Raw genomic sequence first — 15,659 nt, 5'->3', positions numbered from 1 at the left:
CTAATGGTTAGTTATTTTGCTGCCTCTATCCTTGCCTTAAAAATGCAATGGTAGAGGCAGTAATTTGCTTTTATTTATAAAAATTAAGATTGTTTAACGCGCAATACGGCAACGGCTGCCAGTAAAAACGACACCGCGCCTATTAACAAAGCGTATATTGGTTGATTCTCAAAAAAGTGGCGTAATATAAGCCCTAAAATGCTGGCGGCTAACAGCTGGGGTATAACAATAAAAAAGTTAAATATGCCCATATAAACACCCATTTTACTGCTTGGCACCGAGGTACTTAACATGGCGTATGGCAGCGATAAAATAGACGCCCACGCAAAGCCAATACCTATCATTGGCCAAATAAGTAAGGTGGGATCTTTAATAACAATAAAGCTGGCTAAGCCCAGCGCGCCTAAAATTAGGTTAAAACAATGGGCGAGCTTTAAACCAACGCGCTTAACTATTATCGGAATACATATTGCAGCAAGTGCTGCAAAGCCGTTATACGCGGCAAATAATATACCTACCCAGTCAGCGCCGTTGTTATAAGCTGGGGAACTGGTATCGCTGCTGCCGTAATGAAAACCCGTTACCGCTGAAGTGGTATAAATCCACATTGCAAATAACGAAAACCAGCTAAAAAACTGCACCCACGCCAGCTGCTTCATGGCTTCGGGCATAGTAAATACGTCGTTTAATACCTGATAAAAACCGCCCGATGTAAGTTGTTTAGTTTGTAAGGCTGCCGCTATAAACTGAACAACCCCAAAACTCACTAAACCACCAGCCAATAAATACAGTTCTTTTTCTAAATTTAAGGCGCTTACCAAGGCTAAAACGGCTAAGCCAAAAACACTAAATATTATGCCCCCTTTGCTAAAGTTAATATTAGCTGTTGGTTGGCTTTGAGAAGCAGGCTCTTCTTGTTGATTAAATGCAGCGAGTTGCTCTGGCGAGTATTCTTTGGTGGTTAGAATACTCCAACCTACAGCAACCAGTAAAATTACCGCGCCAAAGTAAAACGAATATTTTACTGAATCAGGAATTTGCCCAGCCGGTGCAGTATTGGCAATACCAAACCAGTTAGCCATCATCCATGGTAGTGCTGATGCAACTACAGCGCCAATGCCGATAAAAAAGCTTTGCATGGCATAACCTGTTGCACGCTGTTTTTTAGGTAGGTTGTCGCCAACTAAAGCACGAAACGGTTCCATAGTAACGTTAATTGACGCATCCATAATCCACAACATACCGGCTGCAACCCACAGCGTTGGTGAGTTAGGCATTATAAATAACGACAGTGTAGTTAAAATTGCACCATATAAAAAAAACGGACGGCGGCGACCTAACTTGCCCCAGGTTTTATCACTCCAGTAACCAATAATAGGTTGTACAATTAACCCCGTTAGCGGAGCGGCTACCCATAAAATAGGTATATCATCAATGTCGGCACCAAGCGTTTGAAATATACGACTAACGTTACCGTTTTGCAGGGCAAACCCAAATTGAATCCCTAAAAAACCAAAACACATGTTCCATATTTGCCAAAAGCTTAGGTCAGGTTTATTGCTATTATTATTGTTCATTATTTACCTTATTGGTTAATACCGCGCTACTTAGTGCATTAAGGGTAAGTGTAAAACTTGCACCTTGATCGTTATTGCTCACTAACACACCGCTATGTGTTTCGAGTAAATCGTGTAACGCTGAATTTGCGCCTATATTTGCAGTTGTTTGGCTATTTAAGTTAATAGTGATTGTTTGTTGTTGCTCGCTAAAGTTGCTTAGTACCAAAATAACTTGGCGACCTAAACTACGTGAAAACGCAACAACCCTGTCGCTACCCTGTACGTTTAAAGCGTGCATATCACCGCCCACTACCGCAGGTAAGTTATTTAACGCCATTATGGCTTTGTAGTATTTTTGTAAGCTAGCTTGCTCAGGTGTTAAATTAGCACCATCGAACTGGCCGTTATTCATCCACGCTTGATGCGCAGGAACGCCAATATAATCAAAAATACTGGTACGGGTTGGCGTGCCAAACCCGGCGTTTTCAGAGCCATCTTCGCCTACATCTTGGCCAAAATATAACAAGCTAGGCGAGCGGCTAATTAACGTAGATACCACCATGGCTGGTTTGCCCCATAGCGCGTTACCTGCAAAATCGGGGCTGGCAATACGTTGCTCGTCGTGGTTTTCTAAAAAGTGCAGCATGTGCTGTTCTATATCGGCAACTTGCTGTTGTGCATCAAAAATAGTGCTCGCAGCTTGCTTATTTTGCATAATAGCTTTTAGCGTGTCGTAAAAACCCACCTTGTCGTATAAGTAATCCATTTTGCCCTGATGAATATAACCTCGGTACATTTTTGGGTTATATACTTCGGCAAGTAAAAAGGCATTAGGGTTTTGCATTTTGATTGCCGAATTTAAAAAGCTCCAAAATTCAACTGGCACCATTTCGGCCATGTCATAGCGAAAGCCATCTACGCCTTTATCTAACCAAAATAGTGCAATATCGCGAAATTTATACCAGCTGTTAGGTAGGTTTTTGTCTTGCCAAAATTCATAGTGCGCTCGGGCATCTTTAGTTGCAAAGCTTGCAGGAAGGGTTGGAAAGTCATAACTGCCATCGGGTTTAACCCCGTAGTTTACTTTTACAGTTTCGTACCAGTCGTTTATATCGGGCTTGGCTGCACGCGCGCCGTTTCCTGTCCATTTAGCAGGGCTTTCGTTAAACAAGCCATCGGCTAATGGGTGTGTATCTCCCCCTAAAACTTGATATTGATCAGAGCTAGGTACTTGAAAAGACTGCCCTGGCACATAATAAAAGTTATTATCACGCGCATATTCTTTGCTGGTATCGTCTTGCTCGCCAAAGTCTTTTACACCAGCAGGCCTAGCAATTGAATGATAGTTACGCGCCACATGGTTTGGCACAATATCAATAACCACTTTCATACCATGTTGATGAGTGCGCTCAATAAGTGCAGAAAACTCCACTAAGCGACGCTCTGGGTTTACTGCAAGATCTGGGTTTACATCGTAGTAATCTTTTATTGCATAAGGCGAACCCGCACGGCCTTTAACTACATCAGGGTCGTCTTGTTTTATCCCGTATTGGCTATAATCGCCCACCAGCGCATGATGCAACACGCCGGTATACCAAACATGGGTGGTGCCTAAATCTTTAATGCCTTGCAATGCGGCGTCATTAAAGTCGGCAAATTTGCCAACCCCATTTTGCTCCTTAGTGCCCCAAGGTACATTCACCGTTTGGGTGTTACCAAACAAACGAGTGAATACTTGGTATACAACTGGTTTGCTGATCTCATCTGCAGATTTAGTTAATTGCTCATTAACCTGATTAGCTTGTGTTTCGCTATCTGAGCAGCCTGTTAGGTAAATGCTGCTGGCTAAAAGCAAAGGGCTATATTTAATTATCTTCATTATTGTCATAGTCTACTTTACTACTTTGTCGTTTTTGTTATGAATTTAATACTAGTGTGAAGCGCGACTGACTGACAGTCGCTGCATACGTATTCAGTTAAGCAATTTACTCTATCACTAATACTGTGGCGCTCATGGGTGCTAATGTTATTGCATCAGTTAAATTAATTTGCTGCTTAGTAAACAAGTTTGTTGCTGTTGTATGCAGCTTAAGCACCTCTTGCATATACTCTAATGACCAATTTTTAGCCTGCTTATTTTTATTCAAAAATACCAACACTATTTGCTCATCGGCTATACGTGCATAACTGTAAATACCTTGCTGTGGGCTAAAATGCGTTAGCTTGCCATAACCTAATGCAGGGCTTTGCTTTCTAAAATTAAGTAACGTACGTAGGGTTTGGTGCATATCACGCTGTGCATTTGTAAGCCCTTTACCTGTAAAGGCATTAACTGTTTGCCCAGCAAAGCCGCCCGGAAAATCAATACGAATATCGCCGTGGTCATTACTGCCTGTGTTATCGAGTAATACTTCGGTGCCATAATACATTTGTGCAATACCGCGGGTGGTAAGCAGCATGGTCATCGCCATTTTGGTTTTATTTAGATTTTGCTTTAGCTCAGTATAAACACGGCTCATATCGTGGTTATCGGCAAATACTAAAAGGTTATTTGGATTAGGGTATAAAAAATCATTGGCAAGTGATTGGTATACTTTAACCCAACCTGTGTTCCAGCTTTCATCTTCGTTTAAAGCTTGAATGAGCGCCTCTTGCAGCGAAAAGTCCATCACACTGGGTAAACTTGAAGTATAACCGTCGCTGTTATTTTTGCCCGCTTGCCAATACGATGCAATTGCTGGATTGGTAGTCCACTCTTCACCAACAATATTAAACGCTGGGTATTCGCTCATAATTGCTTTGGTCCAATTGGCTAAAAAAGCTTTGTCTGAGTATGAATATGTATCTACTCGAATACCGCTTAAATTTGCATACTCAATCCACCAAATGGTGTTTTGAATTAGGTAGGTTGCCAACAAAGGTTGACGCTGGTTTAAATCGGGCATGGTTTCTACAAACCAGCCATCGCTAAATTGACGTTTATCGAACTGGCTGGCGTGAGGGTCTTGAATGGTTTGCCTTGCATGACTAGTGGCATGTTTACCATTGGCAAACTCACCATTAAAATTAATCCAATCAGACGTTGGCTTGTCATTCATCCACACATGCTCAGAGCCAAAGTGATTAAGTACAAAATCCATCACTAAACCAATCCCCTGTTGCTGCGCTTTATTTGACAGCTCTTGGTAGAGTTCATTACTGCCCATGCGGGGATCTATATTATAAAAGTCAGTAATAGCATAACCATGGTAAGAGTAGCTTGGCATATTGTTTTCAAGCGCTGGGGTTAACCACAATTGAGTTACCCCTAAATCATTTAAATATGGAAGTGCATTGATCACCCCTTGTAAGTCGCCACCGTGGCGCCCGCCTTTACTTTTTGGATCAGCGGCCTCTAACATGCCTGCTGCGGTGTCGTTACTGCTATCGCCATTTACAAAACGGTCTGGGTTAATTAAATAAAGGGTATCTTGGCTGTTAAAGCCTTTACGCTTGGCACTATTGCTGCTGCGAGTATGTAACGGGTATTCAAAGCGCTCACCCGTTGGGCTGGTAAACACTAAGTCACCAGGCTTTGCTTGCGGCGTTATTTTTAGGTTTAAAAACGCATAATTAGGGTTATCTGTTTTGCTAATACTGATTAACTTAACCCCATTGTAGGGGGTTAATTGCCACTGTTTTTTAGCAATGTTTGGCTCATGCAACATAACTTGCAATGCCTCATTTTGCATGCCAACCCACCAATTTTGTGGCGATACAGACATGGCCTGTGCCTTTATTGCAGTAAATGGTATTGCAGTAAACAATGTTGTAGCAAACAGTGCTTTAATTAGCTTTTTCATTTAATTATTTTTCATCCTAGATAAAAATTCACTATGAGAAGGGAGTTGTTCAACCGTGTGGTTAATCAAAGCTTTTAAATCAGTAAATAATGCGAGCAGCTGCTCATCAGTTAGGGCGTTGGCTAATGGGTGATAATCATCTGCTTCAAGCCCCTGACCTATCATTACTTGCTGCCACGCTGGCTCGGCAAAAAGTTCGTCGTCTTCTCGAATGAGCTTGCCTGTTTGCTTGAACAAGGTTATTTTTTGTTGCAGCGTTTCGGGAATACTCATTTGCTGACATTGACGCCAAAATGCGCTATCTGTGCGGGTGGTAAGCTTATAATGTAAAATTATAAAGTCGCGTATGCGTTCTATTTCGGTTTTACTTTGCAGGTTATATGTAGTTACTTGCGAGTGTTTAATCCCATTATGCGGAAACAACTTAATTAATCGAATAGCCGCTGTTTGAATTAAATGAATACTGGTTGACTCTAACGGCTCTAAAAACCCACTTGAGAGTCCAATAGCAACTACATTTTTATGCCATTGTAAGCGTCGGCGCCCCGTTTTAAAACGGATCACCCGCGGCTCTGTTATTGCTTTGCCGGGCAAATTAGCGAGTAATTGCTGCTTTGCTTCGTCATCTGTTAAATGGCGGCTCGAGAACACTAAGCCGTTACCAACTCTGTGCTGTAAAGGTATTTGCCATTGCCAACCAGCATTTTGGGCAATAGAGCGAGTATAAGGTACTGGCTCATTCGCTGATTCACTTTGCACTGCAACTGCGCTGTCGCAAGGTAGCCAATGCGACCAGTCTTCAAAGCCTGTATTTAAGGTTTTTTCAATTAATAATGCACTTAGCCCGGTGCAGTCAATAAATAAGTCGCCCTTAATTACTGAGCCACTCTCAAGTGTTAATGCTTGTATATCACCTGACTGCTGACACTGCTGCACGCTTTTTATTTTACCTTCTACACGTTTAACACCGCGCTGCTGCGCAAGTTTTTTTAACAGTTTGGCATATAAGGTTGCGTCAAAATGATAAGCATAATGTAACCCTGGCAATTGGGTATTAGGCAAATTACGTAAATGGGCAAATTTACCTGCTTTTGCCGCTTGGTAGTTAACAGAAAAATCCCACAAGTCGGGGGCGTGGTTTTGCTGTTTTGCTTTTAGCCAAAAGTGATGAAACTCACAAAATGGAAAATCTTTACCTATGCTACCAAAGGCATGCATATATTTATGATTTTGCTCGCGCCAGTTTTCAAACTCAATCCCTAATTTAATCGTTGCTTGAGTGGCATTAATAAACTCATGTTCATTTATGCCCAACGCGCCATTTAAATGCGAAATTGGCGGAATACTCGCCTCTCCTACGCCAATAGTCCCTATTTGATCAGACTCAACTAAGGTGATGTTGATCACGTTACCCAATACTTTATTTAATAAGGCTGCCGTGATCCATCCTGCAGTGCCCCCACCGGCAATTACCACATTTGTTATTTTATTATTCATTTAGTTTTCACCATGGTTGTTGAATAAACCAGTATTGAATGTGATATAAAAAAGCCCTTGTAAAGCAAATCACAAGGGCTTTTCAACGCTAAATAAAACTAGAGTTTATAACTAAAGCCTAGTAAAAATGTACGGCCATAATCTTGGTAGTCACGTATTTGTAGGTCGTTATCGCCTTGCAGCGATACAAAAGGTTCTTCGGTAATATTTTGCACTTGGAAGGTAACACTTAAGCCAGCTAAGCTATCAAAACCGCCTTCGCTAAAGTCATAACCTAATTGTGCATCCCAAATTGTTTCGCCTTTGATATCAACTTGAGTGGTTTCAAAGCCTAAACCATATACGTCACCTTTAAAGTCACTACGTTTGCGCATACTGGTACGTGCTTGAAAACCGCTGTGCTCATAATAAAAGGTTAAGCTGTCGATTTGGTCTGATAAGCCTGGTAACTCATATTCGTTACCATTTTGATCACTCAAGTCTTGCTCTACACCTGTATGGCTAGCAATTAAACCAAAACCTTCTAGGCTTGGATGAAATACGCTAAATGGTAATGATAAAGATAGCTCATAACCCCAAAGGTCGCCTTCACCGCCATTTACTTTACCTGAGCCTGTGCCGGTAGAGGTAGCTGGAATTTCACCTGTAGATGGGTCTGCAACACCTGTCATATCTACATCATAGGTACCATCAAAAATCCATTGCGTAATATCTTTGTAGAAGAATGCTGCAGCAAAGTAACCTTCTGCATCAAAATAGTTTTCGTAGCTTAGGTCAAAGCCTGTTGCTTCTTTAGGCTCAAGCTTTGGATTACCACCCGAAATGCTCCAAAAATTACCGTTATCGTCTGGTTGTGTTTGGCTGTAAGTGGCATTTATTGATGCATTCATTTCATCAAGACGTGCGCGCGAAATTGTTTTTGCTGCACCAAAACGTATTGTTTGCTCTTCATCAATTGCAAACGATAAGTTTATGCTTGGTAAAAAGTGGCTATAGTCATGGCTAACATCGGTAGGCGTTACAACCACTAAGCCATTAACTGTATTAGCAGCAGAGCCTTGTGATGATTGATCTGTTTGTACATAACGCGCACCAATATTACCCGTTACCGGAATTGAGCCAATTTCTGCGTTAATATCTAGCTGTGCAAATACTGCAATTACTTCTTCTTGAACAGTCCAAGATTGCGTTTTGTGCTTTTGGTTTGTAAGGCTTTCTTGTAATAGATCGTAGTAGCCATCGTTTACTAAGCCGTTTGTATCGTAGGCAACCATGTTACCCATACCAATAAAATCTAAGCTAGCAGACCCTTCACGGTATTGCTCAGGAATAGCCAACATACCTGGATTGGCAAGCGAGAAGTCTTTTAAGGTCATGTAATACCCTTCAGACAACTTACTTTTTTCGCGATCCCGATATGAAACACCAAAGCTTACTTTACTAAAATACTCATTTTCGAGTGCTTTGCTCGCAGCAAGCTTTAATGTTTGTAGTTCATCGTTAATTTCTGGGGCATTAATAAAACCGTCTTGTGCTGTGTTTTCATAAGCAGTGCCCGTTAAACCGTATTTGTCGTTAAGGGCTGAACTCGCTCCCCAAGATAACGGGCCGCCTAATTGAATAAGATCATAATCACTGTAATCTAATTCATGACTAAATTGCGCGCCAGTATTGCCACCATCAAAGGCATAACCTATGTTATCAGCAACGCCGTTTGCATCGCCACGCCCTGTACCAGAGTAACTTTCGATACTCCAAATTTGACGTTTTACTTCAGATACACTGGCATCAAACTCTAACGACCATGAATCATTAATATCGTATTTAGTGTTAAAACCAAATTGCGTTAGCTCAGCATTACGTTCTTCATAATCGTTACGAACGACAACTCGTTGCCCTTGTGTAACTGCACTGGTGATAAAACCAGACGACTCATCTATTTCAGCGCTTGAAGCATCTATTGTGCCTTGGCCCCATGCAAAAGGTACTTCTATACCACGTAATATCTTCTCATCTGAAAAATCAACATAAAGCGCATCAAACGTCATGTTTAAACGATCAGTTGGTGCGGCTTCAAGTACAAACATTGCTGAATCACGTTCAAGTGTTGATGAGCGCACATAAGGTTTTGCACCACCTAATATAGAATATTGCTCGCCAGCTGCTTCAAATTCAGGGTAGCCCCATGAGTTCCATCGTTTTTCTTGGTTTGGTGAACTCATTTTATTATAAGCAAACGCAACACCTATGGTGTCATCTGCAAACTGGTCAATGTACGAAATTGTGCCGCGGTAACCACTGTCGTTGCCATCAGGGTTTAATTTATCAAAACCTGTTTGCTCTAATTGGCCATTAAACATGATCACACGCTCACCTTTACTTAAAGGCTTAACGGTTTGCATGTCGATTACACCAGCAATACCTTCTGCATCAAGACTTGCATTAGGCGTTTTATAAACGGTTACACCGCTCATTATTTCTGATGGGTACAGGTCAAATTCAACACCACGGTTGTCACCAATAGAAACTTGCTCGCGACCATTAAAGGTAGTGGCACTTTCATTTTCGCTAAAGCCACGCACACTTACACGACTTGCTCGGCCATCAAGACGCTGCGCGGTTAAACCCGGTAAGCGTGCAATAGATTCTGCAATAGATGAGTCTGGTAATTTACCAATATCTTCAGCAGAAATTGACTCTACAACCTGTGTAGAAAAACGTTTGGTGTTTATTGACTCAACTAAACTGCCACGAAAACCTTTAACTTCGATGATTTCAACGTCTTCTTTTTTTATTGTATTTTCTTGCGCGGCAGCAGTAGCAAAGCTTGATAAACCAGCAGCTGTTAATGCCAACGTTAATATACTTGGTTTGAACATAGACATGATGTTTTTCCCGTTACCCATATTGTGATCCTCGCTTTGTTTGAGTGATAGTCAAACAAAGTGAGCTAATTTTGTTGTCAGGATTAATGTTAACGCTCTCTTCATTTTATTAACAACTTTATGCATACGTATTCAACACTTGCACATTGACATCATATTAACATGAAAACAACCCGAAACACCATAAGCCATTGTTTTTATTGGCCTTTATAGCTTTGCATTAATTTCTTAATAAATTTAGTTAAGTAATTATATTTATCAATAAATGGCGCAAGTTGTTAAATGTAAACTGCATAAAAATAACCATATTTAAGCTGATCCCTGCTCTGTATACGCTTATTGTTGGGCGTACAATTGGTAAGACCAATGAAGTATAGAGGCGATTAACTCAAGCCATTGTTAATAATGATTAAAATAAGAATGAACCTATAAATTAATTTAAAAACCTTAATTGGTAAGGTTGTTTTCTCGCTAATTTAAAATATTTAATTGGTTTTTAGTGATTTTTTTAATACTTAAAAAGTGTGTATTTTACTGCATACGTATGCAGTATTTTTACAGAATCACGGGCTTCACGTATGCTTTTTAGAAATATTATATGGTGAGTTAACAAACCATATTTAGCGTAATCGAAATACGGTGTGCAATGACGGAGAAAAGCATGGCCCAACAGCAGTGGTACAAAGGTGCGGTAATTTATCAGGTTTATCCGCGTAGCTTTCAAGATAGCAACAATGATGGTATTGGTGACTTAAAGGGGATAATTAATCGCATTGATTATATTAAAAGCTTAGGTGTTGATGCTATTTGGATTTCACCTTTTTTTAAATCGCCAATGAAAGACTTTGGTTACGATATTAGCGACTACCGAGATATTGACCCAATATTTGGTGATTTAAACGATTTTGATGCACTAATTGAACAAGCGCATGCCCGCGATATTAAAATTATTATTGACCAAGTGCTCAGCCATACCTCTGATCAACACCAATGGTTTTTAGATAGCCGCGAAAATACCACTAACGATAAGTCTGATTGGTATGTTTGGGCTGAGTCAAAAGAAGATGGTACAGCACCTAATAATTGGTTATCTATTTTTGGCGGCCCGGCATGGCAGTGGGAGCCGCGCCGAGGTCAGTATTATTTACACAACTTTTTAACTGAGCAGCCCGATTTAAACTTTCATAATCCAGATGTTAGACAAGCTGTGCTTGATAACGTGGAGTTTTGGCTGAAAAAAGGTGTAGATGGCTTTAGGCTCGATGCAATTAACTTTTGCTACCACGATGCGCAATTACGCGACAATCCTGCAAAACCAAAAGATAAGCGCCAAGGCCGCGGTTTTAGTGAAGATAACCCGTACGCGTTTCAGTATCACTATTACAACAACACCCAACCAGAAAACATCGAATTTATGCAAGATATTCGTGCCTTACTTAATAAGTATCCAGGTGCGGTTTCATTGGGTGAAATATCATCTGAAGATTCACTCGCTACCATGGCGCAGTATACCCAAGGTGGCGATAAGCTACACATGGGCTACAGCTTTGAATTACTCACTGATGACTACTCTAGTGAATACATTAGAACAACAGTGCAAACGCTTGAGCAGCAAATGACTGAAGGTTGGCCTTGCTGGGCGTTTAGTAACCATGATGTAGAACGTGTTGCGAGCCGTTGGAGCGACAATGGCGAAATTAACCCTGCCCAATGTAAAATGCTTACAGCCCTACTCGCTTCACTGCGTGGTAGTGTATGTATGTATCAAGGGGAAGAGCTAGGTTTGGGCGAAGCAAACGTGGCCTTTGAAGACTTACAAGACCCTTACGGAATTACATTTTGGCCTAACTTTAAAGGCCGTGATGGCTGTAGAACTCCAATTCCTTGGGAAAATGAGCAAGTAGATTATGCTGGGTTTAGTGAAAATAAGCCTTGGTTGCCTGTAGACACAGCACACAAATCTCAATCGGTAGCAGAGCAAAATAGCGATAAAAACTCTATTTTAAACGCGTACCGTGAATTTATGGCTTGGCGTAAAACGCAAGCGGTGATGATTACAGGTGATATTGAGTTTATCCAAACGGCTGAACCAATCCTGGCATTTTATAGAACACTTAATAATGAAAAAATGCTATGTGTATTTAATTTAAGTGCGCAACAAGCAAGATTAAGTTTGCCGGTAGCTATAACTAAAGCGTATGACACGCTTTCGCATCACAATGCTACTTTGAGTAATAACCAGCTAATAATGAATGGTTTTGGCTGCTATTACGCCCAATGTAGCTAAAAGTCATTTAATATAAAAAGCCCCCAGTAATTGGAATATCCAACTATTGGGGGGCACTTCAGAGTAACTCAGGCTTTTTGTAGCTAACGAATATAAAACACTCCAATATCGATTCTATTTATTTGTTTTGGTTGGCTTAAAGCTTGATGATTCGTCCATGTATGATCCTAATTACCATTAAAATTTAACACTCAACTTACTTATCCTGACGATAAAAATATTTCGTTATCTTTTATTTCAAATTCGATTAAAAATCAGCATACCAACAGAGTTGTTCTGGCTTGGGCACACTTGTTTTAAATAACAATTGTCATAACATTTTTTAGGAATAAACAAATGAACAAAGCATTGCTAGCATTAATCGTAGCACCTCTATTTGCACTGTCTGCACTTAATGTGGTTGCAGAAGATGCGGCGGACGCTTCAGCTGAAACAGTTAAAGAATACACAGAAATGTGTGTTAACTGGGCTAAAGATGACGACGTAAGCAATGAAGAGCTTTATGGCTATGTATTAAAGTGCGTGAATGATGAGCTTGTATCAGAAGGCTACAAAAAAGTCTCTGCTGTAAAAATTTAATTAAGTTTATTGTCTAATTAAGTCTATTGCTAATACAGCCGTTGCGAACACTTTTAATTAGATATAAAAAAACCGGAATCGACACTCAAAGTGTATTCCGGTTTTTTATTGCTTTCAAAAAGAGAAAAATTAAATACTTATATTAGTATTATTTATTCATCATCTTTTTTAGTTTTTGCTTTAACCTTAGTTTTAGCAGGCGCTTTTTTGGCAGCTGCTTTCTTTTTTGGTGCTGCTTTTTTCTTCGCTTCTTCAACCCACTTACCCGCAACATAATGCGCAGTCCAACCGGTCGCTTTACCGTCGACTTCGGTCATTACATACTGCTCTTTATTTTTACGGCTGTAGCGTACAACAGCTAAGTTTCCATCTGGATCTTGTGCTGGTGCATCGGCTAAGTAATAAAACTTAGGTGAAATACGGTCTCTAAAGCGTTGTAACTCTTCAACCTTAGGCGCACGTGTTTCGCGCGATTTAGGGAAGGTATTTGCAGCCAAGAAAATACCTGCTGCGCCATCACGTAAAACAAAATACGCATCTGACTTTTCACATTCTAATTCGGTAATGTGAACAGGGTCTTCTTTTGGCGGCGCAGCTTCGCCGTTTTTAAGTAACTTACGGGTATTTTTACACTCATCGTTATTACAACCAAAGTACTTACCAAAACGTCCCGATTTTAATTCCATATCCGCGCCACACTTATCACATTCAATAAGTGGCCCGTCATAGCCTTTAATTTTAAACGTGCCCTGCTCAACTACGTGTCCACTACATGCTGGGTTATTACCACATACATGTAATTTACGGGTTTCGTCGATTAGATATGAATCCATTGCCGTTTCACAAATTGGGCAACGTTTCATTTGCATTAATGTTTCGGTTTCAAGATCTTCTGCATCGGCACTGTCTGCGGCAACTGCTTCATCGCCCGATACTAAGTTCATCGTTGTTGTACAACGCTCTTTAGGCGGTAAGTTATAACCAGTACACCCTAAGAACACGCCAGTAGATGCGGTACGGATACCCATTTTACGGCTACAAGTCGGACATTCAATATCAGTTTCGACCATTTCATTAAGACGCATTCCGCCATTTTCAGGCTCGTCTTTCGCAACAGTTAATTGCGTTGAAAAGTCGGCATAAAACTTATCGAGTACTTCGGTCCAAATGCGCTCGCCTTCGGCGATATCATCTAAACGACCTTCCATTTTGGCGGTAAAGTCAAAGTTCATTAAGTCTTCAAAATTTTCTACTAAGCGGTCGGTAACTATTTCACCCATTTTTTCAGCGAAGAAACGACGGTTTTCAACCCGTACATAACCGCGATCTTGAATAGTAGAAATAATAGATGCATAAGTAGATGGGCGGCCAATACCACGTTTTTCAAGCTCTTTTACTAAACTCGCTTCGCTAAAACGCGCTGGCGGTTTAGTAAAGTGTTGCTTAGGGTCAAGTTCAATTAACGTTAATGTTTCGCCTACTGTTACTGCAGGTAAAGACTGATCTTCTTCGTTCTTTTTACGAATAGCAGGCTGTACTTTAGTCCAACCATCAAAGCGTAGCACACGGCCTTTGGCTTTTAGTTGGAAGTCATTTGCTGCTACCGTTAATGTCGTTAAGTCGTATTCTGCAGGTACCATTTGGCACGCTACAAATTGACGCCAAATTAGCTCATATAGTTTTTTAGCATCGGCATCAACCCCTTCAATATGCCCCGAAAGCACAGTTACACTAGATGGACGAATTGCTTCATGCGCTTCTTGTGCATTGCCTTTTGAGCTATAATTAATAGGATCTTTAGGTAAGTATTTTTCACCAAATTGCTCTGTTACATATTCGCGACACATAGCAACCGCATCTTTTGACAGATTAGTTGAGTCGGTACGCATATAGGTAATGTAACCGCCTTCGTACAAGCGCTGCGCTAGCATCATGGTTTTTTTAACGCCATAGCCTAAACGTGTACTGGCTGCTTGTTGCATAGTTGAGGTGATTAAAGGCGCACTTGGGCGACTTTTACTTGGTTTTTCGTCAACGCTTATAACTTTATATTCTGCATTCTCAAGGCTTTTAACTGCTGCGCTAGCCTGAGCTTCATTTACTGGCTTAAATGGCTTGCCTGCTTGTTTGGCTACTTCTAAGCGTAACTCTGACTCAGCATTTTTAACGTCAGCATGAATATCCCAAAACTCTTCAGGTATAAACGCTTTAATTTCGCGTTCACGCTCAACGAGTAAGCGCACTGCTACCGATTGAACACGTCCAGCCGAAAGTCCACGTGCCACTTTTGCCCACAGTAAGGGAGATACCATAAAACCAACAACACGGTCTAAAAAACGACGTGTTTGCTGCGCATATACCATATCGGTATTAAGCTCACCAGGTGTTTCGAATGCTTGCTGAATTGCGTTTTTTGTAATTTCGTTAAAAACTACACGCTTATATTTTGCAGGTTCACCGCCAATAATTTCTTGAAGGTGCCAAGCAATTGCTTCCCCTTCTCTATCCAAATCCGTTGCGAGATATATTTGGTCAGCGTTTTCGGCAAGCTTTTTAAGCTCTTGTACTACCTTTTCTTTTCCTGGCAGTATTTCGTAATGTGGTTCCCAGCCTTTATCAGGGTCAATGCCCATACGCGCGACTAAGTTAGAATAGTCTCGTTGCTTTTTATACGCTGCTTTCTCTTCAGGTGGTAATTTACGCACTTCAGCCGGCGTTTTAGTCGCTGGCACTTTGTTTTTTCCAGAACCTGAAGTAGGTAAATCTCGCACGTGTCCAATACTGGACTTTACGATGAAGTCATTACCTAAATATTTATTAATTGTTTTAGCCTTAGCAGGTGACTCTACAATTACTAGCGATTTGCCCATAGTTGCCTATTTCTAACCAAGTTTTTTAAAATGTGTTTAGCCGACATAAGCGGCACGAATATTTATAGGTATATCTACAAACACTAATTGTTACAAGCTTTTAATACAAACTTTTCAGTTTTAAACGAATAAACGAACAA

At 40.7% G+C, this 15,659-nt stretch carries 8 protein-coding genes; 2 read left to right on the top strand and 6 right to left on the bottom strand.

Features of this window, described 5'->3' with window-relative positions; all coding sequences use genetic code 11:
* Positions 1 to 83 precede the first annotated feature (83 nt).
* The 5 genes from H5079_RS01775 to H5079_RS01755 all read right to left on the bottom strand — a co-directional run bounded on the left by H5079_RS01775 (position 84) and on the right by H5079_RS01755 (position 9,783).
* Entirely contained in the window at positions 84 to 1,577 is a 1,494-nt protein-coding gene (locus H5079_RS01775) for an MFS transporter (protein WP_182683290.1), read from the bottom strand.
* A complete protein-coding gene (locus H5079_RS01770; RefSeq protein WP_182683289.1) occupies positions 1,567 to 3,438 on the bottom strand; it encodes an alpha-amylase family glycosyl hydrolase in 1,872 nt (623 codons plus the stop codon). The genes H5079_RS01775 and H5079_RS01770 overlap by 11 nt, the downstream gene beginning before the upstream one ends.
* A 106-nt stretch (positions 3,439 to 3,544) precedes the next feature.
* Complete coding sequence (locus H5079_RS01765; protein ID WP_182683288.1) at positions 3,545 to 5,401, bottom strand: glycoside hydrolase family 13 protein; 1,857 nt, start codon at positions 5,399 to 5,401, stop codon at positions 3,545 to 3,547.
* Positions 5,402 to 6,898: a tryptophan halogenase family protein gene (locus H5079_RS01760; RefSeq protein ID WP_182683287.1), complete on the bottom strand. Its 1,497-nt coding sequence runs from the start codon at positions 6,896 to 6,898 to the stop codon at positions 5,402 to 5,404.
* Between the two features lie 98 nt (positions 6,899 to 6,996).
* A complete protein-coding gene (locus H5079_RS01755) occupies positions 6,997 to 9,783 on the bottom strand; it encodes a TonB-dependent receptor (protein WP_041454687.1) in 2,787 nt (928 codons plus the stop codon).
* 661 nt (positions 9,784 to 10,444) lie between these two features.
* Between H5079_RS01755 and H5079_RS01750 the strand changes: the two genes are divergently transcribed.
* Positions 10,445 to 12,070 (top strand): alpha-glucosidase family protein, encoded by a 1,626-nt coding sequence (locus H5079_RS01750; protein WP_182683286.1) that lies wholly within the window; start codon positions 10,445 to 10,447, stop codon positions 12,068 to 12,070.
* Positions 12,071 to 12,406: 336 nt separating this feature from the next.
* Entirely contained in the window at positions 12,407 to 12,649 is a 243-nt protein-coding gene (locus H5079_RS01745; RefSeq protein ID WP_011328030.1) for a hypothetical protein, read from the top strand.
* Positions 12,650 to 12,801: 152 nt separating this feature from the next.
* Here H5079_RS01745 and topA read toward each other — a convergent pair whose 3' ends face one another.
* Positions 12,802 to 15,519 (bottom strand): type I DNA topoisomerase, encoded by a 2,718-nt coding sequence (topA, locus tag H5079_RS01740; RefSeq protein ID WP_182683285.1) that lies wholly within the window; start codon positions 15,517 to 15,519, stop codon positions 12,802 to 12,804.
* Positions 15,520 to 15,659: the final 140 nt, after the last annotated feature.

It is taken from the genome of Pseudoalteromonas sp. SG44-5 (genome assembly GCF_014164175.1).
Classification (GTDB): domain Bacteria; phylum Pseudomonadota; class Gammaproteobacteria; order Enterobacterales; family Alteromonadaceae; genus Pseudoalteromonas; species Pseudoalteromonas nigrifaciens.
This window is presented reverse-complemented; position numbering and strand designations above follow the sequence as displayed.

Bases quoted from the DNA above. Each gene is read 5' to 3' on its own strand.
- H5079_RS01770 (WP_182683289.1), bottom strand. From the start codon at position 3,438: ATGAAGATAATTAAATATAGCCCTTTGCTTTTAGCCAGCAGCATTTAC.
- H5079_RS01775 (WP_182683290.1), bottom strand. From the start codon at position 1,577: ATGAACAATAATAATAGCAATAAACCTGACCTAAGCTTTTGGCAAATA.
- H5079_RS01760 (WP_182683287.1), bottom strand. From the start codon at position 6,898: ATGAATAATAAAATAACAAATGTGGTAATTGCCGGTGGGGGCACTGCA.
- H5079_RS01750 (WP_182683286.1), top strand. From the start codon at position 10,445: ATGGCCCAACAGCAGTGGTACAAAGGTGCGGTAATTTATCAGGTTTAT.
- H5079_RS01755 (WP_041454687.1), bottom strand. From the start codon at position 9,783: ATGTCTATGTTCAAACCAAGTATATTAACGTTGGCATTAACAGCTGCT.
- topA (WP_182683285.1), bottom strand. From the start codon at position 15,519: ATGGGCAAATCGCTAGTAATTGTAGAGTCACCTGCTAAGGCTAAAACA.
- H5079_RS01745 (WP_011328030.1), top strand. From the start codon at position 12,407: ATGAACAAAGCATTGCTAGCATTAATCGTAGCACCTCTATTTGCACTG.
- H5079_RS01765 (WP_182683288.1), bottom strand. From the start codon at position 5,401: ATGAAAAAGCTAATTAAAGCACTGTTTGCTACAACATTGTTTACTGCA.